Source organism: Streptomyces sp. P3 (genome assembly GCF_003032475.1).
Taxonomy (GTDB): domain Bacteria; phylum Actinomycetota; class Actinomycetes; order Streptomycetales; family Streptomycetaceae; genus Streptomyces.
This window is the reverse complement of the sequence record NZ_CP028369.1, coordinates 7,628,593-7,651,887: the sequence shown is the minus strand read 5'-3', so window position 1 is coordinate 7,651,887 and position 23,295 is coordinate 7,628,593. Positions and strand designations below refer to the sequence as shown.

The following is a 23,295-nucleotide window of genomic DNA, read 5'->3' as shown; positions in this document are numbered from 1 at the left end:
CGCCCCTTACGGTGTGGTCAGCCCGAGCAGACGGGCGGCGTTCTCCTTGAGGATCTTCGGCTTCACCTCGTCCTTGATCGTCAGCTTGTCGAAGTCGGCGAGCCAGCGGTCGGGGGTGAGGACGGGGAAGTCGGAGCCGAAGAGGACCTTGTCCTTCAGCAGCGTGTTGGCGTACTGCACGAGCTGCGGCGGGAAGTACTTCGGCGACCAGCCGGACAGGTCGATGTGCACGCCCGGCTTGTGGGTGGCGACCGCCAGGGCCTCGTCCTGCCAGGGGAACGACGGGTGCGCCAGGATGATCTTGAGGTGCGGGAAGTCGGCGGCGACGTCGTCCACGTGCAGCGGGTTGGAGTACTTGAGCCTGATCCCGCCGCCGCCCGGGACTCCGGCGCCGATGCCCGTCTGGCCGGTGTGGAACAGGGCGATGGTCCCCGTCTCCTCGATCACCTCGAACAGGTCGTACGCCACCGAGCGGTCGTTGGGGAAGAAGCCCTGGATGCTGGGGTGGAACTTGAAGCCCTTCACGCCGTACTCCGCGACCAGGCGGCGGGCCTGCCTCACTCCCGCCTTCCCGCGGAAGGGGTCGATGGAGGCGAAGGGGATGAGGACGTCGGCGTTGGCGGCGGCGGCCTCGGCGACCTCCTCGTTGGGCACGGGCGCCGTCCCGGTCGCGGACTCGGCGTCCACCGTGAAGATCACGGCGGCCATCCGGCGCTCACGGTAGTAGCGGGCCGTCTCCTCCAGGGTGGGCTTCCGCTTCCCCTCGACCTTGAAGTAGGCGGAGGACGCGTCGTGCAGGTCGTCGTCCAGGGAGGAATGCCCCTTGGACGACACCTCGGCGTGGGTGTGGACGTCGATGGCGACGAGTTCGTCGACGTTCATGGCGGGGGTCTCGGCGGGGCTCATCACGCCTCCGGGAACGTGGGGGCCGGGATGCCGACCGACTCGAGTGCGGCGCCGACCGAGGTCGGGAAGACGTCGGCCAGCGTCTCGGGCGTCCAGCCGCCGTCGGCGTAGGCCGCGCGGATCTCCTGCGGATGCGACCAGAGTGCCACCTTGTCTCCGCCGATGCCGATGGCCTGGCCGGTGATGCCCCGGGCGGCCTCCGAGGCCAGGAACGGCACGAGCGCCGCGCAGTCCTCGGGGGTGCCGAAGCCCTCGCCCTTGCGCAGGAAGTCCGGGAACGGCTCGCCGTTCCTCAGGGCCTCGATGTAGGGGGCGAACGCCGGAATGGTCTCGGTCATCGCGGTAGCGGCCACCGGGACGATCGCGTTGACGGTGATGTTCGCGCGGCCCAGCTCCATCGACCAGGTCCGGGCGAACGCCGCGATGCCCGCCTTGGCGGCCGCGTAGTTCGTCTGGCCGAAGTTGCCGCGCTGCCCGGCCGGCGATCCGACGAGGATCAGCGTGCCGCCCTCGCCCTGCTCGCGCATCCGCACCGCGGCGGCGCGGGCGCAGGTGAAGGTGCCCTTGAGGTGGGTGGTGATCACCGCGTCGAAGTCGTCGTCGGTCATCTTCCACAGCACCTTGTCACGCAGGATGCCCGCGTTGGTGACCAGGACGTCGAGCCGCCCGAACTCCTCCACCGCCCGGTTCACCAGCCGCTCGGCGGCCTCGGTCGTGCCGACCGGGACCACCTCGGCGACGGCCCTGCCGCCCGCCTCGACGAGGGACTTCACGGCCCGGTCGGCGACCGCCTCGTCGACGTCGTTGACGACGACGGCCGCGCCGTGGGCGGCCAGGACGTGCGCGTAGGCGAGGCCGAGGCCCCGGCCGCTGCCGGTGACGACGGCGACCTTGCCGGTGAGATCGATGCTGGGCACGACGGTGTCCCTTCACATGGGGAGTACGGCCGGCCGCGGGAAGGCGGCCGGACGGCACGAGGGGTACGAGGGGTACGGCTTCGAGATTGAAGCTAAGAGCAATAATTGTCGTCGTCAATAGTTGTTGTCATCCCGTGCGTGCGTCATGCTGAAATCTGTACGACGAACCGCCCCCGGGAGGGGACCGAGACCAGGGAGCCCGCCATCGCCCGTCAGGACAACGCAGTCAACGTCGCCCCGATCGACGGGGACGAGCCGTGGATGCGCGCACTGCACGCCGACACGGGCTACCTGCTCTACCGCCTGGGGCTGCGCTCGGGCCAGCTCTTCAACACGTTCCTCCAGGAGTCGGGGCTGCGGCTGCGCCACTACGCGGTGCTGCGTTTCCTCGCCACCTCCGAGGGCGCGCTGCAGCGCGAGCTGAGCACACGGCTGGGCTACGACCCCAGCGCGATCGTCGGCCTCGTCGACGACCTGGAGAAGCTGGGCTTCGCCGAGCGCAGGCCGTCCCCCGACGACCGGCGCAGCAGGATCGTCGTCCTCACCGAGGACGGCCGCGCGTTCCTGCGCGGCACCGACGAGGCGGGCCTGCGGGTGACGAACGAACTGCTCGGCCCGCTCGCCCCGGCCGAACGCGACGCGCTGCACACCCTGCTCCTGCGGATCGCCGAGGACGGACTCGCGTGAGGCCGTGAGCCCTCCCCGCGTGCCGCCACGCCGGCGCACCCGACCCCGTGAGCCCGATGCCGTGAGGAGGACCCGATGGACCGGCCGGCACCCACCCGGAACACCCGCTCCGCCCCCGACCGCCTGCTGGCGGTGCTCGCGGCGTTCGACCAGACGCATTGCGCGCTGTCCCTCACCGACATCAGCCGCCGCGCCGGCCTCACCCTCAGCACCGCCCACCGGCTGGTCGCCGCACTGACCGACTGGGGCGCCCTGGAGCGTGACGGGTCCGGGACGTACCACGTGGGGCTGCGACTGTGGGAGGTCGCGGCGCTCGCGCCGCGCGGCCTGGCGCTGCGGCAGGCCGCGCTGCCGTATCTGGAGGACCTGTACGAGGCCACCCACGAGAACGTGCAGTTGGCGGTGCGGGACGGCCACGAGGTGGTCTACACCGAGTGGCTGTCCGGACGGTCGGCGGTCGGCGTGCACATCCGGGTGGGCGCCCGCTGGCCCCTGCACGTCACCGGCGTCGGGCTCGCACTGCTGGCGCACGGCAGCCCGGAGCTCCAAGAGGCCTACTGCGCACGTCCGTTGACGTCCTACACGGCCCACACCATCACCGATCCCGTGCGGTTGCGCCGGACTCTGGCCGAAGTGCGGCGCACGGGCGTCGCGGTGAGCAGCCGTCAGGTCACGGACGACGCCCTGTCGGTGGCCGCTCCGGTGCGCGGCCCGGACGGCTCCGTGACCGCAGCCGTCTCGGTCGTGGTCCCGCACGCCGACGCCCAGGTCCCGGTCCTGGCCCCCGCGGTCCGCCTCGCCGCCCGCGGCATCTCCCGAGCCCTGGGCTGGCAGCCACAGGACCACCGCGACTGACCAACCGCCGCGACCACCTCCACCGCCTCGGGCCGGGCGCGAGGAAACCCGGTTGGCACGGTCGGCGTCCTTGGCGAGAATGGGCGACCATGATCGAGACTGGTTCGCTCGGCCCGGAGGACCGCGACGCCTGGGAAGCTCTGGCACGCGGCTACAAGACCTTCTACCGCACCGAGGTGACCGACGCGGTGTACGAGGCCACGTGGCGACGCCTGCGGGACGGGACCGAGGTGCACGCGGTCGTCGCGCGGCTGGAGGGAGACCTGGTGGGCATCGCGCACTACCTGTTCCACTCCACGGCCTGGATGGCGGACAGTTGCTACCTCCAGGACCTCTACGTCGACGAGGCGGCCCGCGGCCGGGGCGTGGCGCGGGCGCTGATCGAACGGGTGGCCGGCGCGGCGCGCGCGCGGGGCGCCTCCCGTCTGTACTGGACCACCCAGGAGGACAACGCCACCGCCCGCGCCCTGTACGACAAGGTGGCGGGCTTCAACGGGTTCGTCCGTTACGACTACCCGCTCGCGTAGGGCCCCGCGCGTCCCGGGCGCGCCGCACGCCCTCGGGGGTGCGGTCGGCAACTGCGTCCGCGCCTGCGCCTGCGTCCGCGGCGCGCTTTCACATGTTTGCGCGGTTCACACCCTGAACTTCCCCGGCGTGGACGGGGTTTCTTTGCTTTGACTCTTGACGGCCCTCGGGGCGGAGAGCACATTGGGCGCACCTTGAGAGCGCTCTCAAAGGTTGGGAAAGGCACCCGCGCCATCACTCCGTACCCGAGAGGCCCCCCCTCATGAGTGCAACCTCCGGCATCCCCCGACGGCGACGCGCGCTCATCGCCGTGCTCAGCACGCTCGGTCTGGCGGCGGCGGCCGCCGCGGCCGTCACCCTGCCCGCGAACGCCTCCGCGCCCACGCCGCCGTCCGGCTGGACGCAGGTCTTCCTCGACGACTTCACCGGAGCCGCCGGAACCGGCGTGAACACCTCCGACTGGCAGTACAGCACCGGCACTTCGTATCCGGGTGGACCCGCCAACTGGGGCACCGGCGAGGTCGAGACGATGACCGCCAGCACGGCCAACGTCTCGCTCGACGGCAACGGCAACCTGCGCATCACCCCGCTGCGCGACTCCGCCGGCCGCTGGACGTCGGGCCGCATCGAGACCACCCGCACCGACTTCCAGCCCCCGTCCGGCGGCAAGCTGCGCGTCGAGGCGCGGATCCAGATGCCGAACGTGACGGGCACCGCCGCCGAGGGCTACTGGCCCGCGTTCTGGGCGCTCGGCGCACCGTACCGGGGCAACTACCAGAACTGGCCGGGCGTCGGCGAGCTGGACATCATGGAGAACGTCCAGGGCCTGAACAAGGTGTGGGCGACGATGCACTGCGGCACCAACCCGGGCGGCCCGTGCAACGAGACGACCGGCATCGGCAACTCCGTCGCGTGCCCGAACACGACCTGCCAGTCCGGCTTCCACACCTACGGCATGGAGTGGGACCGCTCGGTGAGCCCCGAGGCGATCCGCTTCTTCGTCGACGGCGTGAACTACCACACCGTCACCGCGAACCAGGTCGACGCGACGACGTGGGCCGACGCCACGAACCACGGCTACTTCGTCATCCTGAACGTGGCGATGGGCGGGGCGTTCCCCGACGCCTTCGGCGGCGGTCTGGACGGCGACACCCAGCCGGGCCGTCCGATGGTGGTCGACTACGTGCAGGTGCTGCAGGCCGCGGGCACCGGCGGCGGCACCACGACGCCCCCGCCGTCCGGCAGCCGGGACGCCTACGGCACGATCCAGGCCGAGTCGTACGACGGCCAATCGGGCACGATCACCGAGTCCACCTCGGACACCGGGGGCGGGCAGAACATCGGCGCCCTCGCCAACGGCGACTGGGCACTGTACAAGGGCGTGAAGTTCGGCTCGTCCGCGGCCACCCAGTTCAGCGCACGGGTCGCCGGCGGTGCGGCGGGCGGCGTCAGCGGACTGGTCGAGGTGCGTCTCGACAGCCGCGGCGCCGCTCCCGTCGGCAGCTTCGCGGTGGCCGACACCGGCGGCTGGCAGAGCTGGCGGACGATCCCCGCGAACATCAGCGCCGTCACCGGCACCCACGACGTCTATCTGACCTTCACGAGCGGCCAGCCGGCGGACTTCGTGAACGTCAACTGGTTCACCTTCGGCCACTGACCGACGCCTCGACGACGCCGGGGGCCGACCTCCAACCGAGGCCGGCCCCCGGCCTCGTCAAGCGTGCCGCGCGCCGTACGCACGCCCCGCGCGAAGGCATCGCCCGCCCCACGCGCAGGCCCCGCCCACGCCCCACACTCAGGCCCCACGCGCAGGCGGCCGGCGCCGTCAGCCCTGTTCGGCGCGGAAGGCCACCGGGGTCTGACCGGTGTGCAGTTGGAAGAACTTGGAGAAGTTCGCCGGGTCGGGGAAGCCGACCGCCGCGCCCACCCGGCCGATCGGCAGATCTGTGTGGGCCAGCAGCCGTTTCGCCTCCAGGACGACCCGCTTGTCGATGAAACCCTTGGGCGTCTCGCCGGTGGCCGCGCGGACCGCCCGCACCAGGGTGCGCCGTGAGTAGCCGAGGGAGTCGGCGTAGGCGCTGACGCTGTGGTTGGCGGCGAACTCCTTCTCCACCGCGTCCCTGAACAGCGTGAAGGTCGTGTCCGCCTGACGCCGTGTCGCCTCCGCGCCGCTCGCCGCGAGATGCGCGAGGCGCAGCAGGAACGCCGTCAGCGAGTGCCTCAGCACCGCCGCGTGCAGGCTCAGCGGCAGGGTGCCCGCGGCCCCGTCGTCGTACTCCCGTTGCAGGCAGCTCAGCGCCGCGCGCAGCCCGGCGAGCTGCGCCTCGCTCGGATGCAGCAGCGGCGGCAGGTCGTAGCGGTAGAGGCCGGTCGCCTCGACGGTGGCGCGCGGCAGGAATCCGGGCTGCATGGTCAGGGCGGTCCCGCGGTACTCGCTCGACGTCGAGAAGCGGTGGACCTGGCCCGGGCGGATCCACAGCACGTCCCCCGCGGCCGCGTCGTACCGGGTGAAGTCGATCATGTGGCGGACGGGGCCGGCGTCGAACAGCATCACGACGTGGAAGTCGATGCGGTGCACGCGGTCCGGCGGGGCATCCGTGTGCCAGGAGCGGCCGCCGCGTGCGGGACCCATCGGGCCCACCTGCATGCCGATGCCGCCGACACTGTGCTCGACCGGGAAGGGAAAGGTTCTGATGCCGTCTCCGGCGCCGCCTTGGGTAGGTGTGTCCGCCATGTCCTGCTCGCGCCGCCCGGTTGCCGTCCCGGGTGCTCATCTGTCGCCCGCGGGTGTCCCACTTTCACCACAGCCTGACACAGGGAGACCTACCCGCCGAAAAGTCAGACTTTTAAGTTTGAACGCGTCCGAGCCGCTGACCCGGCTCCCGCCGAGGATTTCCCGAAGATGAGCACGCAGACACCGAACGACTTCGCATGGACCGACACCGACCGGCGTGCGGTCGGCACCGCCCGCCTTCAGGCGTCTGACGCCGTGCGCCAGACGGGCAACGGGCATCCCGGAACGGCCGTGAGTCGTCCGGCTCCGGTCGCCCGCACGATCTTCCAGAAGGTGGTGCGGCACGGTCCGGCCGCTCCGGAGCGGACCGTGCGGGACCGCTTCGTGCCGTTGCCGGGCGGCACCTCGCTGACCCTCCGCACCCGGCTCCGCCCCGCCGGCCGCGAGCCGGCGCCGGCGGACCTGAAGCGCTTCCGCGTCCGTCGCTCGAAGACGCCCGGGCACCCCGCGTACGAGCACCCCGCGTACGGGCACACCGCCGGCGTCGAGACGACGAACAGCCCGCTGGGCCGGAGTGCCTCCAACGCCGTGGGCATGGCGATGGCCGCTCGCTACCAGCGCGCTCCGCTCGACCCCGACGCCCGGCAGGGCGAGTGTCGGCGCTGGTGCGGCTGCCGGTGACGTACGTGTGGACACCCGACCCCGTCGGTCTCGGCGAGGACGGCCCCACCCCCGGGCCGGTCGAGCGCCTCGCGTCGCCGCGCGCGCCGCGGACCCACCGCGGCCCTGTGCCTGTGCCGTCCGTACGGGTCCGGGTCACCGTCGAGGCGGGCACCGGCCCGGCCTGGCACCGGTTCGCGGGCGACGCCGGGCGCATCGTCCCCCTCGGGTGCTTCGGCGCCTCCGCCGACGCCGGGACCCTGTTCGCCGAGTACGGCTTCACCGCCGAGAACGTCGCCGCCGCGGCCCGGGAATCCGTCGCCGCCGCCCGCGGTTGACCGCAACGTCAGAGAGAAGATGATCACAGTGACCGAAGCGACCGCGACAGCGGGAGCACTCAGGCGCCCGCCCGGGGAGGGCGGCTCCGCCCGGCCGGACGGCCCGTCCCGGCGGCGGATCGCGTACGGCGGCCGCCGGATCGCGGCGACCGGAGTCCGGACCGGCGCCGGGGCCGGGAAGGACCGGCGGCGTCCGCTGTGGACGTCCACCGGTGTGAAGCATCCTGCTTACAGGGACGCGCCCCACGGGGACGACCCGGTGGCGTCGGGCACGGCCGACACCAGGCCCGGGGCCACGCCGGAAACCGCCGCCGACCACGGCGTGGCACCCGCCGACACCGTCACCGGGAGCCCCGCCGGGACGCCCGCCGGCCTCGCCTCGGCGGAGGCGCCGGGCATCTCCACCGACGATGTGGTCACCCGGATGGAGGACGAGGGCGTCGCCGAGTTCGAGGCGGCGTGGCGGGACGTTCTGGACGCGGTCACGAAGTCGCCGACGAGCAAGGGAGTTGACGCGGAATGAGCAGCAGCAGTCTCGGCGCGGCCTGGGAGAACCCCCTGAGGGACCCCCGCGACCGGCGCCTGCCCCGCATCGCGGGCCCGTCCGGCCTCGTCATCTTCGGGGTGACGGGCGACCTGTCCCGCAAGAAGCTGATGCCGGCGGTGTACGACCTCGCCAACCGCGGGCTGCTCCCGCCGGGCTTCTCGCTCGTCGGCTTCGCCCGCCGCGACTGGGAGGACGAGGACTTCGCGCAGATCGTCCACGACGCGGTGCGCGAGCACTCCCGCACGCCGTTTCGCGAGGAGGTCTGGCAGGAGCTCGCCGAGGGCATGCGCTTCATCCCCGGCGACTTCGACGACGACACGGCGTTCAAGCAGCTCAAGACGGCCGTGGAGGAGCTGGACGCCTCCCGGGGCACCGGCGGCAACTTCGCCTTCTACCTCTCCGTCCCGCCGAAGTTCTTCCCCAAGGTGGTCGAGCAGCTCAAGAAGCACCAGCTGGCGAAGGCCCCGGAGGGCTCCTGGCGGCGCGCGGTCATCGAGAAGCCGTTCGGGCGCGACCTGGTGAGCGCCCAGCGGCTCAACGCGGTGGTGCACGACGTGTTCGAGCCCGACCAGGTCTTCCGCATCGACCACTACCTGGGCAAGGAGACCGTCCAGAACATCCTGGCGCTCCGCTTCGCGAACACGATGTTCGAGCCGATCTGGAACCGGTCCTTCGTGGACCACGTGCAGATCACCATGGCCGAGGACATCGGCATCGGCGGCCGGGCCGGTTACTACGACGGCATCGGCTCGGCCCGTGACGTCATCCAGAACCACCTGCTCCAGCTCATGGCGCTGACCGCCATGGAGGAGCCGGCCGCCTTCGACGCCGCCTCACTGCTCACCGAGAAGCTCAAGGTGCTGCAGTCCGTGAAGCTGCCCGACGACCTGGGCCGGCACACCGTGCGGGCCCAGTACGCGGGCGCCTGGCAGGGCGGTGAGAAGGTACGCGGTTACCTCGAGGAGGACGGCATCGACCCGTCCTCCACGACGGACACCTTCGCCGCCGTGAAGCTGAACGTGGACAACCGCCGCTGGGCGGGCGTCCCGTTCTACCTGCGCACCGGCAAGCGGCTCGGCCGGCGGGTCACCGAGATCGCGGTCGTCTTCCAGCGGGCCCCGCACTCCCCGTTCGACTCCACGGCCACCGAGGAGCTCGGGGCGAACGCCATCGTCATCCGGGTCCAGCCGGACGAGGGGATCACGGTCCGCTTCGGCTCCAAGGTGCCCGGCACCTCCATGGAGATCCGGGACGTCACGATGGACTTCGCCTACGGCGAGTCCTTCACCGAGTCCTCCCCCGAGGCGTACGAGCGCCTCATCCTGGACGTACTGCTCGGCGACGCCAACCTGTTCCCGCGCCACCAGGAAGTGGAAGAGTCCTGGAAGATCCTCGACCCGATCGAGGAGTACTGGGCACGGCACGGCAGGCCCGCGCAGTACCCCTCGGGCAGCTGGGGACCCGAGGAAGCCGACGAGATGCTCGCACGAGACGGACGGAGCTGGCGCAGGCCATGAAGATCGACCTTACCGACACCACCGCAAGCAAGATCAACAAGGCACTGGTGAAGGGCCGCCGCGCCATCGGCACACCGGCCGTGGGCATGGTCCTGACGATGGTCATCGTCACGGACGAGGAGAACGCCTACGACGCCATCAAGGCGGCCGAGGAGGCCTCGCACGAGCACCCCTCGCGCACCCTCGTCGTCATCAAGCGGCACGCCCGCACCCCCCGCGAGCGCACCCGGTCCCGGCTGGACGCCGAGGTCCGCGTCGGCTCCGAGGCCGGCACCGGCGAGACGGTCGTGCTGCGGACCTACGGCGAGGTCTCCGACCACGCCGACTCCGTCGTCCTGCCGCTGCTGCTGCCGGACGCGCCGGTCGTCGTGTGGTGGCCCGTCGACGCGCCGCAGAACCCGTCGAAGGACCCGCTGGGCGCGCTGGCCCAGCGCAGGATCACCGACCTGTACGCCGTCGAGAACCCGCTGCAGGCCCTGGAGACCCGGGTGCGTTCCTACGCCCCCGGCGACACCGACCTCGCCTGGACCCGCCTCACCCCGTGGCGCTCGATGCTGGCGGCGGCCCTGGACCAGGCCCGGGTGCCGATCGTCTCGGGCGCGGTCGAGGCCGAGGCCGACAACCCCGCCGCGGAGCTGCTGGCCCGCTGGCTGGAGGCGCGGCTGAAGGTCACGATCGACCGCGTCGTCACCGACGGCCCGGTCGTCACGGCGGTGCGGCTGGGCACCGCGGACGGTGACATCGTCATCGACCGCCCCGAGGGTCCGCTGGCCACGCTCACCCTGCCCGGCCAGCCCTCGCGCACCCTCGCGCTGAAGGTACGCACCACCTCCGAACTCATCGCCGAGGAGCTCAGGCGCCTCGACGCGGACGAGATGTACGCCATCGCCCTGCGGGGCGAGGGCACCAAGGAGACCCCTGCTCATGTCTGACACCCCCCGCCCCGACCGTCGGCCCGAATGGGCCGCCCTCCAGGACCACCGCGCCGGATGGCAGGCGAGTCTGCGGGACCTGTTCGCCGCGGACCCGCAGCGCGCCGAGCGGTACGTGGTGCGCGTCGGCGATCTGCGCATCGACTACTCGAAGCACCTCGTCACCGACGAGACGCTCGCACGCTTGCGTGAACTCGCCTCCGCCACCGATGTGTCCGGGCTGCGGGACGCCATGTTCCGCGGCGAGAGGATCAACCTCACCGAGGACCGCGCGGTGCTGCACACCGCCCTGCGGGCCCCGCGCGACGCGGTGGTCGAGGTCGACGGGGAGAACGTCGTCCCCGCGGTGCACGCCGTCCTCGACAGGATGGCCGGCTTCGCCGGGCGGGTGCGCTCGGGCGAGTGGACCGGCCACACCGGCCGCCGCATCCGCAACGTCGTCAACATCGGCATCGGCGGCTCCGACCTGGGCCCGGCGATGGCCTACGAGGCACTGCGCAGCTACACCGACCGCGACCTCACGTTCCGGTTCGTGTCCAACGTGGACGGCGCCGACCTGCACGAGGCGGTCCGGGACCTGGATCCGGCCGAGACGCTGTTCATCGTCGCGTCGAAGACGTTCACCACCATCGAGACGATCACCAACGCCACCTCGGCCCGCTCCTGGCTCCTCGACGGCCTGGGCGGCGACGAGAAGGCGGTCGCCCAGCACTTCGTGGCACTGTCGACGAACGCCGGGAAGGTCGCCGGCTTCGGCATCGACACGGCCAACATGTTCGAGTTCTGGGACTGGGTCGGCGGCCGCTACTCCTTCGACTCGGCGATCGGCCTGTCGCTGATGATCGCCATCGGCCCGGAGCGGTTCCGCGAGATGCTCGACGGCTTCCACCTCGTCGACGAGCACTTCCGCACCGCGCCCCCCGAGTCCAACGCCCCGCTGATCCTGGGCCTGCTGGGCATCTGGTATGGCAACTTCCACGACGCCCAGTCGCACGCCGTGCTGCCGTACAGCCACTACCTGTCGAAGTTCGCCGCCTACCTCCAGCAGCTGGACATGGAGTCCAACGGCAAGTCGGTGGACCGCGAGGGCCGACCCGTTCGGTGGCAGACCGGACCGGTGGTGTGGGGCACACCCGGCACCAACGGGCAGCACGCCTACTACCAGTTGATCCACCAGGGCACGAAGCTCATCCCGGCCGACTTCATCGGCTTCGCCCGGCCGGTCGACGAGCTCAGCGGTGAACTCGCCGCCCAGCACGACCTGTTGATGGCGAACTTCTTCGCGCAGACGCAGGCGCTGGCCTTCGGCAAGACGCCCGAGGAGGTGCGCGCGGAAGGGGTGCCCGAGGAACTGGTCGCCCACAGGACCTTCAAGGGCGACCACCCCACGACCACGATCCTCGCGACCGGACTGACCCCGTCGGTGCTCGGTCAGCTCATCGCCCTCTACGAGCACAAGGTGTTCGTGCAGGGCGCGGTGTGGAACATCGACTCCTTCGACCAGTGGGGCGTGGAGCTCGGCAAGGTCCTCGCCAGGCGCGTCGAGCCCGCCCTCACCGAGGGTGCCGAGGTCCCCGGACTCGACTCCTCCACCACCGCACTCGTCGCCGCCTACCGCGAACTCAGGAAGTAGAGAACTGACATGACATCGATGCAGCTGGGCCTGGTGGGTCTGGGCAAGATGGGCGGCAACATGCGCGAGCGCATCCGCCGCGCCGGCCACACCGTCGTCGGCTACGACCGCAACCCCGAGGTCTCCGACGTCAAGGACCTGGCCGAACTCGTCGGCCGGCTCGAGGCGCCGCGCACCGTCTGGGTGATGGTCCCGGCCGGCGCCGCCACCCAGTCCGTGGTCGACGAACTCGGCGACCTGCTCGAGCCCGGGGACACCGTCGTCGACGGCGGCAACTCCCGCTGGACGGACGACGAGAAGCACGCCGCCGAACTCGGCGCCAAGGGCATCGGTTTCGTCGACGCGGGCGTCTCCGGGGGCGTCTGGGGCCTGCAGAACGGCTACGCCCTGATGGTCGGCGGCGACGCCGAGCACATCGCCCGCGTGCAGCCGATCTTCGACGCGCTGAAGCCGGACGGCCCGTACGGCTACGTCCACGCGGGCAGGGTCGGCGCCGGGCACTTCTCGAAGATGGTCCACAACGGCATCGAGTACGCCATGATGCAGGCCTACGCCGAGGGCTGGGAGCTGCTGGAGAAGGTCGACTCGGTGGAGAACGTGCGCGAGGTCTTCCGCTCCTGGCAGGAGGGCACGGTCATCCGGTCCTGGCTGCTGGACCTCGCCGTCAACGCCCTCGACGAGGACACCCACCTGGACAAGCTGCGCGGCTACGCCGAGGACTCCGGCGAGGGCCGGTGGACGGTCGAGGCGGCCATCGACAACGCCGTGCCGCTGCCCGCGATCACGGCCTCGTTGTTCGCGCGGTTCGCCTCCCGGCAGGACGACTCGCCGCAGATGAAGATGATCGCCGCGCTGCGCAACCAGTTCGGCGGCCACGCCGTCGAGTCGGCGGAGAAGTAGGTCCGGCCGTGGGGGACCTTCTGCTGGTCCGCCACGGGGAGACGGAGTGGAGCAGGTCGGGACGGCACACCAGCTGGACCGACCTGCCCCTCACCGCACACGGCGAGGACCAGGCCAGGTCCCTCCTCCCGCTCCTCTCCGGCCGGACCTTCTCGCTCGCTCTGACCAGCCCGCTGCACCGCGCGACGCGCACCGCGGAACTCGCCGGTGTCCCGGGCCTCGCACCCGAGCCCGACATGCACGAGTGGGACTACGGCGGCTACGAGGGCGTCGCCACCGTAGACATCCACCGCACCCGTCCCACCTGGGACCTGTGGACGGACGGCGTGCCGCCCGGTCCGCAGGGCCACCCCGGCGAGTCGCCCGACGAGGTCGGACGGCGCGCCGACCGGGTACTGGACCGGGTGGGCCCGGCGCTCGCCCGCGGCGACGTCGTCCTTGTCGCCCACTCCCACTTCCTGCGGGTGCTGACGGCCCGCCGGCTCGGCCTGCCGCCAACCGAGGGACGGCTGTTCCAGCTCGCCACGGCCACGGTCAGCCGTCTGTCGACGGAACACGGACGACCCGTGATCGCCGAATGGAACGTACGGGCCTAGGCGGTTGACACCGCTCACGTGGGCCCGCCAGAGTCGCGGCTGATGGAGATCAACGCACTGACACCGGCCGAACGGCGAGTCCGGCGGGCCTTCGCCACAGGCACGACCGTGGACTTCCGTGAGGCCCCCGACGAGGCCGTGCGGCCCGACTGGGGCCGCGAACGGACGGTGCGGTCCCGCGTGTTGCGAGAGCTGCTCCTCAACGGCCCCCACCGGCCGGGAGAGGTACCCGCACTCAAGCTCATGGGAGCCCGGATCACCGGAGAGCTGGACCTGCGGTACGCGACCGTGGACAGTGTCGTCCGCCTCGGCCACTGTCACTTCGACACGGTTCCCCGCCTGGCCGGCGCCCACCTCAACTATCTCAACCTGCGCGACTCGGTCCTGCCCGGGCTGGCGGCGGCTCGCAGCCGCATCGGCGGCAGCCTGCGCCTGACGGGCTGCCGCTTCGGCGGCCCGGTGCACCTCGGCGGAGCACAGATCTCCGGAGCGCTGTTCCTGGAGCGGGCGGAACTGGGCGGCGCGGATCCCACGTCGGCCGTGCTCGGGCTGAACCAGGTCACCATCGACGACGACCTCTGTGCGCGAGGGCTGCGCGCCCACGGCGTGATCCGGCTCGACGGTGCCACCGTGGCCGGCTCGATCGACCTGGAGGGCGCCGAACTGAACAACCCCGGCGGCTTCGTCCTGGAGGCGGAGGCCCTCGACGTGGGCGCCAACCTGCTGGGCCGCCGGATGCGCGCGGACGGCCGGATCGATCTGCGCGGTTCCCGCATCCCGGGGCGGGTGGATCTGCTGGGCACGTCCCTGTCCAACCCGGGCGGCACGGCGCTGCGGGCCAGCAGCTGCGTCATCGGGGAGATCTGGCTGCGCGAGGGCCCCCCGGTCAAGGGCAGGCTCAACCTGCGACGGGCCGAGGTGGGCCAGCTCCAGCTGGAGCCGGAGATGCTGCCGGACCAGGTGCGGCTGCTGGACCTCACCTACACCTTCCTCACCCCGCACGAGCCCGCCGAACGTCGGCTGCCGATGCTGGAGCGCGACGACGGCGCGTTCGACCCGCACGCCTACGAGCAGCTGACGGCCGCCTACCGGCGCATCGGCGACGACCGGGGTGCCCGGGTCGTCCAGCTGGCCAAGCAGCGCCGGCACCGCCGCACCCTGCCCTGGTACGGCCGCGCGTGGGGCCGGCTCCAGGACGCGGCCGTCGGCTACGGGTTCCGTCCGCTGCGCGCGGCCGGCTGGCTGCTGTCCCTGCTGGCCGTCGGCTCGATCGCGTACGCCGGGCACCACCCGCCCCCGCTCAAGGCGGGCGAGGCGCCCCCGTTCAACCCGGTCTTCTACACCCTCGACCTGATGCTGCCGGTGATCTCCTTCGGGCAGGAGGGCGCGTACGCGCCGGCCGGCGCGTACCAGTGGCTGGCGTACGTCCTCATCGTGACCGGCTGGATCCTGGCCACGACGGTCGTCGCGGGTGTGACCAGGACGGTCAGCCGGCAGTAGGTCAGCGCACGGCGTGCTGGGCCGCGAGCCGCACCGTAGCGTTCGCGGCGCCGTAACCCTGGTAGCCGCCGTCGCGCTGGACGCGTCCGAAGAAGACGCGGCCGACGGTGTGGGTGGAGCAGTGCCGGAAGACGCCGTGCGCGTCCCGGTCGTAGAGGATGCCGAGATCGCGGTAGGTCTCCGGCTCCCCGTCGGCGGACTAGGAGAGGGTCACGGCCTGACCTCGCCCTCGCACCCGGAGCACTCCCCCTCGGCTCCGTGACTCCGGGCCCCTGGACGCCCTGCCGCTCCGGGGGTCCGGGTCCGCCCGACCACGCAGGCCGGGCACGCCCCCGCGTCCGGCCGGCGCACACCACGCCCGGCTGCCGGCGGGCGACGTCGCGGCCCGGGCCGGCGCGCTCGGGACGCCGGCCCATAGACACTGTCTACCCGCCCCTGGTAGACAGCGTCTATGAGTGATCCGGAGAAATCCGACCCCGATCTGCGCACCCGCCTCGTCGACGTCGGCGTGGACCTGCTCGCCCGGGAGGGCACTGCGGCCCTCACCCTGCGGGAGATCGCCCGCAGGGCCGGCGTCTCGCACGGCGCGCCCCGCCGCTACTTCCCCACCCACCTGGAGCTGCTGTCGGCGATCGCGCACCGCGGCTTCACCGACCTCGCAGCGCGGGTGACGGCCGCACGCGGCGGCGGGGCCCGCGGCCCGCGCGCGGAACTCGCCGAACTGGCCCGGACCTACCTGGAGTTCGCCCTGGAGAACCCCGGCATGTACGAGCTGATGTTCCGTCACGATCTGCTGGAGAGCGGCCACCTGAGGCTGCGCGACACCAGTCTGCCGCTGTTCGGCGTACTGGTGGAGCTGGTCACCGGGGCTCGCCCCGACGTCGGCGACCGCTCCGGCTCCGGCTCGGGTTCCGGCTCCGGCTCCGGCTCCGGTCCGGGGGCCCGTACGGTCGCGGCCGCGCTGTGGGCGAACCTGCACGGCATCGCCCAGTTGTGGCGCTGGGGCAGCCTCCAACTCGCCACCGGGACCGACGACTTCGGCCCCCTGCTGCGCACGGCTATCGACGCGCACCTCGGTCCGCAGGCGGGCGGGTGAAGGGCCTGGGCCGCTCCCCGGCGCTGACGCTGACCGCCAGTGCGGCCGGCGCCGCGGTGGTCGCGCTGGACGGCACCGCCCTCACCGTCGCCCAGCCCACTCTGCGCAGCGACCTCGACGCCTCCCTCGCCCAGGTCCAGTGGGCGGGCACCGGGTACCTGGTCGCGGTGGCCGGCCTGCTGGTGTTCGCCGGACGGCTCGGCGACCGCCATGGCCACCGCCGCCTCTTCGGTGCCGGCATGCTCGGCTTCGGCGCCGCCTCGGCGGGCCTCGCACTGGCGCCGGACGTGCGCTGGGTGATCGGACTGCGGATCGTGCAGGGGGTGTTCGGGGCCCTGCTGCAACCGGCCACCCTGGGCATGCTGCGGGACGCGTACCCGCCCGAGCGGCTGCGGACCGCCCTGGCCGTGCGCACCGCGTCCATCGGAGTGGCCGCGGCGGCCGGACCGGTGGTGGGCGGGGCGCTGGCCACGGAGTTCGGCTGGCGGTCCGTCTTCCTCCTCAACATCGTGCCGACCGTACTGTTCGGCGTCCTCGCCCTGGGCTCCCGGGAGCCGGCCCGCCGCGACCCGGGCGGGGCGCTCGACCTGCCGGGCGCTCTGCTGCTCGGGCCGGCTCTGGCCTGCCTGGTGCACACCCTCGTCACACTCCCCGCACTCAGCTGGTCGGCGCCCGTCGCCCTGGTCGCCGGCGTCGCGTTCGTCCGGCACGAGCGGCGTGCCCTCTCCCCGCTGCTGCCGCCGGGCGTGATCGGTTCACCGGCGGTGGGCGCGGCGCTCGGGATGCTGGTCGTCGCGTCGGCGGCGCTCAACGGCGCGCTGTTCGCCTGCGTCTACGTTCTCCAGGACGGCCTGGGACTCACCGCGCTGCACAGTGCCCTGCTCAGTCTGCCGCTGGCCGTGCTGCTGGTGGCCGCCGCGCCCGCTGCCGCGGTCCTGCTGCGCCGGGCCGGCGCCCGCGCCACGGTCGCGGGCGCGACGGCGGTCCTCGCCGCCGGACTCCTGGTGCTCGCCCGGGCCGTCGGGCCGCTCGCCTTCTGCACCGGGTTCGCCCTGGTGGGAGCGGGGTTCGGCGCGGTGATGGTGGCGGCGACCCATGTCGTCGTACGGCAGGCGCCCGCGGAGTCGGCGGGGGTCGCGGGCGGCCTGCAGCAGACGGCGATGAACATCGGGCCGGTGCTGGGCGTGGCGACGGCGACCGTGCTCATGGGCGTCGGGCCGGCCCCCTCACCTCTCCTCGTGCTGGCCCTGGCCGCCGCGGCGGCCCTGCCGATCTGCCGCGCACTGCCCCGCCGTCCGTCGGGCGCTCCCCCCGCCGCCTGCGTTCCCCCGGCCCGTCGACGCGATGCAACGCACATCGATCTTGACCTCGAAAGGGGTCCGCACGGCCGGTCCCTACGCGACGATGGGATGTGAGGCCGTCCGGGCGAGCCAGGCCGGGACCGCGCCTCGAGTGAACGCCAAAGGAGAACGAACGATGGCACTGCTGCGACAAGAGGTCGAACCGAGCGAGGCCGGGCTCGACCCGGAGGCGCTGGCCCGCCTCGACCGGCACGTCGCCCGCCAGGTGGACGCGGGGCGCCTGCCCGGATTCCTCCTGGCCGTCTCCCGCGGCGGCCGGGTCGCCCACCTCACCGCGTACGGCCGTCGCGACATCGCCGCCGGACTGCCCGTCGAGCACGACACCCTCTACCGGATCTACTCCATGACCAAACCGGTCACCTCGGTGGCCGCGCTGATACTGATGGAGGAGGGCCGGCTGCGGCTCGACGACCCGGTCGCCGACCATCTGCCGGCCTTCGCCGGGCTGCGGGTGTACGAGGCCGGCTCCGGCGCGGATCTCACCACCCGCCCGCTCGAGCGGCCCCTGCTGGTGAAGCACCTGATGACCCACACCGCGGGCCTCACCTTCGCCTTCTACCACTGTCACCCCGTCGATGCCCTCTACCGCGAGGCGGGCCTTGAGTCGGCGGTGCTGCCGGGCTCGGACCTGGCCGGGACGGTGGAGGCGTACGCACGGCTGCCGTTGCAGTTCGAGCCGGGCACGCAGTGGAACTACTCGGTGGCCACCAACGTCCTGGGCCGCGTCATCGAGGTCGTCTCCGGCAAGCCGCTGGACGAGTTCCTCGCCGAGCGGATCTTTCGCCCCCTCGGCATGCCCGACGCCGGATTCCAGGTCACGGCCGGACAGGCCGGCCGGCTGGCGGAGCTGTACGGCGACGGCGAGGACGGCATCGAGCCGATCTTGGGGCTGCCGTTGTCCGGCCGCCCCCGCTTCCTGTCCGGCAGCGGCGGCATGGTGGCGACCGCCTACGACATCCACCGTTTCACCGAGATGCTGCGCCGCGGCGGCGAGCTCGACGGCGTGCGGCTGCTGCGGCCGCAGACGGTCGACCTGATGACGTCCAACCACCTGCCCGGCGGCGTCGACCTGCGCGCCTTCGGCAGCCGCCCCGCCCACGACGAGCCCGGGAACGACGGTGTGGGCTTCGGCCTCGGCGTCTCCGTCGTCGTCGACCCCAGCCGCACCCAGGCGCCTTCGGGGCTCGGCACCTACGGCTGGAGCGGCGTGGCCACCACGACGTTCTGGGTGGACCCGGGCCACGACGTGAGCGTGCAGTTCCTGACCCAGTTGAGGCCGCGGCGGTCCCTGAAGCTCTACCCCGACCTCAAGCGGCTGGTGCACGAGGCGCTCACGGACTGACGCCGCGCCCGCCGGCCGCCGGCCGCCGCGGAATCCCGGACCCTCGGCCCTCACTCCCCCGGCCACGAGGTGAACTCCAGTCCCTCCTGCGCGAGTTCACGCAGCCACGCCTCGGAGCGGGCGGCGGTCCCGGCGGCCCGATGCAGGCCCGGTGGCAGGGAGCCGTCCAGAATGTGGCGGACGCCGAGGGCGAGCGGCCGGGAGACGCAGCGGGCCATCGCGCTCTCCGTCTCGTCGCCCGCCAGGTCCAGCAGATGACCGCCGTACCAGGAGCGGCTCGTGCCGGCGCCCTCTCCGGTCGCGTCGCCGGGCCCGGCGCCCGCCGCCGCGTCCGCGTGGACCTCCAGCGACACGGCGAGGACGACGCGGTCGCGGTCGGCGTCGGTGGTGGGGTGGGCGGCCGCCAGCTCCCGGGCCAGGGCCTCGATCCGGGTGTCGTCGCCCCTCCTCAGCTCCTCGAACACCGGCTCCCAGGCCCGCAGCCAGCCGTCCAGACGCAGCGTGCCGCGCACGAAGGTCAGCGGCCGCCAGGACGGCGGCAGCGCGTACTGCGCGATGAACGGGACGCTGTCCCGGTTGGGATAGGCCTCGAAGCTCTCGTCGCCCACCGTGAGGGCGCGGGTCGCCTCCCAGGGCCGGGCGGCCACGATCTCGGCCCCGTCCTCCACGTAACGGGCGGGCGCCCGCAGGGCGTTGAGGACTCCGAGGGGCGCCCAGCTGAAGCGGTACCGGAACGCGTCGGGGACCGCGGGCACTCCTCCGCAGTAGGAGGTGAGCCGGTACGACGCCGCCGTGTCGTCGCCGATCGCCTCCCGGGCCCGGGCGACGAGACGGTGCGCGAAGAGGTGGTCGACGCCGGGGTCGAGACCGGCCTCGGCGAGGACGACCGTCCCGGCGACCGCCGCCGCGGGCGCCAGCTCCAGGATCTCGTCCGAGACATAGCTGGAGCAGGCGAAGTGGGCCCGCCGGGCCACGCACGCCGACAGCAGCGCCGTGTGCCCGGACGCCGGCAGCATCGAGACGACGACGTCCCCGGGGGCCAGTTCGGCGCTCAGCGCGTCGAGGGTGTAGGCGCGCGGCTCGGCGCGGCCGGTGAGGCCCAGCCGGTGGAGCGCCTCGGCCGCCCGCCCGGCCGTGCGGTGCCACAGGCGCACCCGGTCGGTGTGGGCGCACAGGGTCGCCAGACCGCTGCCCGTGGACAGGCCCGCGCCGACCCAGTGGACGGTGCCGGAGGCGGGGACCCGGTCAGTCACGGCGGGACTCCCCCGAGGCGAGGCCGAGTTCACGGCAGGCGGCGTGGAAGCGGTCCAGGCAGCGCCCCCAGGGTCCGGCGACACCGAAGTCCAGCAGCACGGGGGTCAGGGCCGCGGAGAAGTCGGCGCTGGCCTCGCGGGGCAGCAGGGACGGCAGGTTGTCGATGGCGACGAGGTCGAGCGGGGGCTCCTTGCGCAGCCGGCGCACGGGGTCCGTCCACTCGGTGGTGCGGTCGTACACGGGCAGGACGTTGAGCGGCGAGCCCACGTCGCAGGTGACGTCGGAGAGGGTGCGCAGCCGCCGGGCGGGGTCGTCGAGGTCCTCCTCGCGGACGAACGGAGGCACCGGGGTCGTGGCGAGGACGCAGTTGACCAGGACGTCGTGGGCCAGCAGCGCGGTGCGGTCCAGGTCACGGGTCTCCGCCAGATCCCAGCGGTCGGGCTCGACGCCGGCGACGCCGAACGCGGCCCGAGCGCCCCGGCCACTGCGGCCCAGGGCGCCGACGACCAGGGCGGTGAACTCCTCGTCGCCGGGAGCGGGGCGCAGCACCTCGTCCCACTCGGCCTTCTCCGAGGGGCGCAGGGGCGCGGTGAGCCTGCCCCGGTGGTGCAGCACCGCCAGCGCCGCGCCGAGGTAGCCCGCCCAGTATCCGAAGGCGGCGAGGCGGCGGCCGTGGTCGTCGACCAGGTACTCGAGGTCGAGGAGGGCCCCTCCCCCGGCGGCGAACCGCCGCAACAGATCGCCGGCCCCCGGCTGTTGCTTGTAGGCGTGCCCGAAGAAGATGTGGCGGTGCGTCAGCTCGCGTGGGGCGTCCGGGAGTTCCTTCAGCCCGAGGACGACCGTGTCGCGCGGCGCGGACGTCCAGGAGCCGGTGGGGGCGATCCGTGCGCCGGCCGCCTCGTAGGCGTCGGTCGCGAACACGCGCTGCGGGGAGTCCTCGACGGTCAGCGCCACCCCGGCCTCGAGGAGGCGGCGGGCGTCGTCGGGGACGACCGGGGTGCGCCGTTCGGTGGTGCGGGCCTCGTGGCGCAGCCACAGGTGCAGTTCGGTCATACGCGGTTGACCTCCGGACGCGGGGCACCGGCCGTGAAGCGGTCGGCGCTCAGGGGGGCGACGTCCACGAAGGGTACGCGGCCGAGGTACAGGTCGCGGACGACCTCGCCGACCGCCGGGCCCTGCAGGAAGCCGTGGCCGGAGAAGCCGGTCGCGTACAGGAAGCGGGACACCGACGGCGCCTCGCCGATCAGGGCGTTGTGGTCCGGGGTGACCTCGTACAGGCCCGCCCAGCCGCCCGTGCGGCGCAGGTCGAGCAGAGCGGGGGCGCGGCGTTGCATGGCGTCGGCGAGGCGCGGGATCCACCGGTCGTGGGTGTCGGTGGCGAAGCCCGGCCGCTCGTCGGGGTCGGACATGCCGACCAGGAGGCCGGGGCCCTCGGCGTGGAAGTAGAGGGTGCTGCTGAAGTCGATGGTCATGGGCAGGTCCGGCGGCAGGCCGGGGACCGGTTCGGTGACCGCGATCTGACGGCGCAGCGGCTGCACCGGCAGGTCGACGCCGGCCATCGCGCCGACGGCCCTGGACCAGGCGCCGGCCGCGCAGACGACCGTGTCGGTGGTGATGCGGCCGAGGGTGGTCTGCACGGCGGTGATGGCGCTCCCCCGCCGTTCGATGCCGGTGACCGCGGTGTGCCGCAGGACGCGCGCGCCGCAGCGGCGGGCGGCGGCCGCGTACCCGTGGACGACGGCTTCCGGCGTGCAGTGGCCGTCGTCGGGCGAGAACGCGGCCGCGAGTAACCCGTCGGTGCGGATCAGCGGGGAGAGCCGGCCGGCCTCGGCGGGGCCGATGAGGCGGCTGGGCACGCCGAGCGCGTTCTGCAGCCGCACGCCCGCCTCGAAGGAGGCGACGTCCTGCGGGGTGGAGAGCAGGAACAGGTAGCCGACGCGGCGCAGCCCGATGTCGTGCCCGATCTCCTCGCCGAACCGCGCGAACGCCTCGAGGCTGCGCGCGCCGAGCCGGATGTTGAGCTCGTCGGAGAACTGGGCGCGAACCCCTCCGGCGGCCTTCGAGGTCGAGCCCGCGGCGAGTTCGTCCCGCTCGACGAGCAGGACGTCGCGGACGCCCGCGGACGCGAGGTGGTAGGCGATGCTCGTGCCCATCACCCCGCCGCCGATGACGACGACCGAGGCATGCGTGTTCACGCGAGCGGCTCCTTTCGGCGGCGCCCCGGCCCGTACGCCGGGGCCGGGGCGGTGGTACGCCGGGTCCGCTGTGATCCCTACCCGCGGGGACCGCGGTCCGAAGCGCGCTCAGGACCAGTGGGCCACCGCGTCCAGGTGGGGCAGCCGGTGGTCCATCCGCTCCCGCTTGGTGCGCAGGTAGGTGATGTTGTTCTCGCACGGCTCGATCAGCAGGGGCACCTCTTCGGCGACCCTGATGCCGTTGTCCGTCAGCGCCTCCCGCTTGCGCGGGTTGTTCGACATCAGGCGGACGGATTCCACGCCCAGGTCGCGCAGGATGTCGGCGGCCACCTTGTAGTCGCGGGCGTCGACCGGGAACCCGAGGGCGACGTTCGCCTCGACGGTGTCCAGGCCCTCCGCCTGCAGCGCCATCGCCCGCAGCTTGCCCAGCAGGCCGATGCCCCGGCCCTCGTGGCCGCGCAGATAGACGACGATTCCGCTGCCCTCGGCGACGACCGCCCGCAGCGCGGACTCCAGCTGCGCGCCGCACTCGCAGTGCTGGGAGCCGAAGGCGTCGCCGGTCAGGCATTCGGAATGCAGCCGGGTCAGCACCTCCTCGGCGCCTATCTCCCCGTACACCAGGGCGACTTGTTCGTCACCGCGGTCGTGGTCCATGTAACCGATCGCCTGGAATTTGCCGTACACGGTGGGCAGAGGGGCATTCACCACGCGTTCCACACCGGTGCGCTGCGGGGTCTTCGTGCCGAGTACGCCAATTTTTTCTGTCATGATCTGGTTCCTAAGCAGAGACGAAGGGCCGG

Annotated in this window: 22 protein-coding genes and 2 pseudogenes; 16 read left to right on the top strand and 8 right to left on the bottom strand. The window is 72.7% G+C overall.

The features are described from left to right. Nucleotides 1-6: 6 nt before the first annotated feature. Complete coding sequence (locus tag C6376_RS33810) at nucleotides 7-882, bottom strand: amidohydrolase family protein (RefSeq protein WP_107449347.1); 876 nt, start codon at nucleotides 880-882, stop codon at nucleotides 7-9. Nucleotides 883-905: 23 nt separating this feature from the next. Beyond that, complete coding sequence (locus C6376_RS33805) at nucleotides 906-1,823, bottom strand: SDR family NAD(P)-dependent oxidoreductase (protein WP_107446873.1); 918 nt, start codon at nucleotides 1,821-1,823, stop codon at nucleotides 906-908. A gap of 261 nt (nucleotides 1,824-2,084) precedes the next feature. Here C6376_RS33805 and C6376_RS33800 point away from each other — a divergent pair, with 261 nt between their 5' ends. The 4 genes from C6376_RS33800 to C6376_RS33785 all read left to right on the top strand — a co-directional run bounded on the left by C6376_RS33800 (nucleotide 2,085) and on the right by C6376_RS33785 (nucleotide 5,547). Further along, nucleotides 2,085-2,510: a MarR family winged helix-turn-helix transcriptional regulator gene (locus C6376_RS33800; protein WP_107446872.1), complete on the top strand. Its 426-nt coding sequence runs from the start codon at nucleotides 2,085-2,087 to the stop codon at nucleotides 2,508-2,510. A gap of 75 nt (nucleotides 2,511-2,585) precedes the next feature. Further along, nucleotides 2,586-3,365: an IclR family transcriptional regulator gene (locus tag C6376_RS33795; RefSeq protein WP_107446871.1), complete on the top strand. Its 780-nt coding sequence runs from the start codon at nucleotides 2,586-2,588 to the stop codon at nucleotides 3,363-3,365. Nucleotides 3,366-3,454: 89 nt separating this feature from the next. Continuing rightward, nucleotides 3,455-3,892 (top strand): GNAT family N-acetyltransferase, encoded by a 438-nt coding sequence (locus C6376_RS33790; protein ID WP_107446870.1) that lies wholly within the window; start codon nucleotides 3,455-3,457, stop codon nucleotides 3,890-3,892. Between the two features lie 260 nt (nucleotides 3,893-4,152). Then, nucleotides 4,153-5,547 (top strand): glycoside hydrolase family 16 protein, encoded by a 1,395-nt coding sequence (locus tag C6376_RS33785; protein ID WP_107446869.1) that lies wholly within the window; start codon nucleotides 4,153-4,155, stop codon nucleotides 5,545-5,547. Nucleotides 5,548-5,715: 168 nt separating this feature from the next. Here the strand turns inward: C6376_RS33785 and C6376_RS33780 are convergent, their stop codons facing one another. Continuing rightward, nucleotides 5,716-6,624, bottom strand: coding sequence for an AraC family transcriptional regulator (locus C6376_RS33780; RefSeq protein ID WP_107446868.1), 909 nt, complete (start codon nucleotides 6,622-6,624; stop codon nucleotides 5,716-5,718). 168 nt (nucleotides 6,625-6,792) lie between these two features. Here C6376_RS33780 and C6376_RS33775 point away from each other — a divergent pair. From C6376_RS33775 to C6376_RS33735, 9 genes and pseudogenes are all read left to right on the top strand, one after another. Beyond that, nucleotides 6,793-7,278 (top strand): annotated as a pseudogene (locus C6376_RS33775) (transketolase); the annotation flags it as partial. Nucleotides 7,279-7,301: 23 nt separating this feature from the next. Further along, on the top strand, nucleotides 7,302-7,622 hold the full coding sequence (locus tag C6376_RS33770) for a hypothetical protein (RefSeq protein ID WP_159083341.1): 321 nt from the start codon (nucleotides 7,302-7,304) through the stop codon (nucleotides 7,620-7,622). A gap of 28 nt (nucleotides 7,623-7,650) precedes the next feature. Next, on the top strand, nucleotides 7,651-8,145 hold the full coding sequence (locus C6376_RS33765) for a transaldolase family protein (protein WP_254076174.1): 495 nt from the start codon (nucleotides 7,651-7,653) through the stop codon (nucleotides 8,143-8,145). Beyond that, the gene (zwf, locus tag C6376_RS33760) at nucleotides 8,142-9,686 is read left to right on the top strand and encodes a glucose-6-phosphate dehydrogenase (protein WP_107446864.1); all 1,545 of its coding nucleotides are present in this window, start codon (nucleotides 8,142-8,144) and stop codon (nucleotides 9,684-9,686) included. Before C6376_RS33765 ends, zwf begins: the two co-directional genes overlap by 4 nt. After that, nucleotides 9,683-10,618: a glucose-6-phosphate dehydrogenase assembly protein OpcA gene (gene opcA / locus C6376_RS33755; protein ID WP_107446863.1), complete on the top strand. Its 936-nt coding sequence runs from the start codon at nucleotides 9,683-9,685 to the stop codon at nucleotides 10,616-10,618. The genes zwf and opcA overlap by 4 nt, the downstream gene beginning before the upstream one ends. Continuing rightward, entirely contained in the window at nucleotides 10,611-12,251 is a 1,641-nt protein-coding gene (pgi, locus tag C6376_RS33750) for a glucose-6-phosphate isomerase (protein WP_107446862.1), read from the top strand. The genes opcA and pgi overlap by 8 nt, the downstream gene beginning before the upstream one ends. Before the next feature lie 18 nt (nucleotides 12,252-12,269). Beyond that, nucleotides 12,270-13,151 (top strand): phosphogluconate dehydrogenase (NAD(+)-dependent, decarboxylating), encoded by an 882-nt coding sequence (gene gnd / locus C6376_RS33745; protein WP_107446861.1) that lies wholly within the window; start codon nucleotides 12,270-12,272, stop codon nucleotides 13,149-13,151. An 8-nt stretch (nucleotides 13,152-13,159) separates the two neighbouring features. Beyond that, nucleotides 13,160-13,747, top strand: a complete 588-nt coding sequence (locus C6376_RS33740; protein WP_107446860.1) for a histidine phosphatase family protein — start codon at nucleotides 13,160-13,162, stop codon at nucleotides 13,745-13,747. Nucleotides 13,748-13,789: 42 nt separating this feature from the next. Further along, nucleotides 13,790-15,247, top strand: coding sequence for a membrane-associated oxidoreductase (locus C6376_RS33735; RefSeq protein WP_107446859.1), 1,458 nt, complete (start codon nucleotides 13,790-13,792; stop codon nucleotides 15,245-15,247). A 1-nt stretch (nucleotide 15,248) separates the two neighbouring features. Here C6376_RS33735 and C6376_RS45780 read toward each other — a convergent pair. Beyond that, nucleotides 15,249-15,443, bottom strand: a pseudogene (locus tag C6376_RS45780) (sugar phosphate isomerase/epimerase and 4-hydroxyphenylpyruvate domain-containing protein); the annotation flags it as partial. 255 nt (nucleotides 15,444-15,698) lie between these two features. On the opposite strand from C6376_RS45780, the gene C6376_RS33725 reads away from it, so the two are divergent. The 3 genes from C6376_RS33725 (at nucleotide 15,699) to C6376_RS33715 (ending at nucleotide 19,046) form a co-directional block, all read left to right on the top strand. Next, nucleotides 15,699-16,343 carry a TetR/AcrR family transcriptional regulator gene (locus C6376_RS33725; RefSeq protein ID WP_107446858.1) on the top strand — a complete coding sequence of 215 codons (645 nt, stop codon included), beginning with the start codon at nucleotides 15,699-15,701 and terminating at the stop codon, nucleotides 16,341-16,343. Between the two features lie 5 nt (nucleotides 16,344-16,348). Next, entirely contained in the window at nucleotides 16,349-17,758 is a 1,410-nt protein-coding gene (locus tag C6376_RS33720; RefSeq protein WP_107449346.1) for an MFS transporter, read from the top strand. A 61-nt stretch (nucleotides 17,759-17,819) separates the two neighbouring features. Then, nucleotides 17,820-19,046 (top strand): serine hydrolase, encoded by a 1,227-nt coding sequence (locus tag C6376_RS33715; RefSeq protein WP_107446857.1) that lies wholly within the window; start codon nucleotides 17,820-17,822, stop codon nucleotides 19,044-19,046. 50 nt (nucleotides 19,047-19,096) lie between these two features. On the opposite strand, the gene C6376_RS33710 is transcribed toward C6376_RS33715, so the two are convergent. From C6376_RS33710 to ribA, 4 genes are all read right to left on the bottom strand, one after another. Continuing rightward, nucleotides 19,097-20,299, bottom strand: a complete 1,203-nt coding sequence (locus C6376_RS33710) for a saccharopine dehydrogenase family protein (RefSeq protein ID WP_107446856.1) — start codon at nucleotides 20,297-20,299, stop codon at nucleotides 19,097-19,099. Beyond that, entirely contained in the window at nucleotides 20,292-21,353 is a 1,062-nt protein-coding gene (locus tag C6376_RS33705) for a saccharopine dehydrogenase (RefSeq protein ID WP_107446855.1), read from the bottom strand. Before C6376_RS33705 ends, C6376_RS33710 begins: the two co-directional genes overlap by 8 nt. Continuing rightward, entirely contained in the window at nucleotides 21,350-22,495 is a 1,146-nt protein-coding gene (locus C6376_RS33700) for an FAD-binding oxidoreductase (RefSeq protein WP_107446854.1), read from the bottom strand. Before C6376_RS33700 ends, C6376_RS33705 begins: the two co-directional genes overlap by 4 nt. 108 nt (nucleotides 22,496-22,603) lie before the next feature. After that, on the bottom strand, nucleotides 22,604-23,263 hold the full coding sequence (gene ribA / locus C6376_RS33695; protein ID WP_107446853.1) for a GTP cyclohydrolase II: 660 nt from the start codon (nucleotides 23,261-23,263) through the stop codon (nucleotides 22,604-22,606). Nucleotides 23,264-23,295 lie beyond the last annotated feature (32 nt).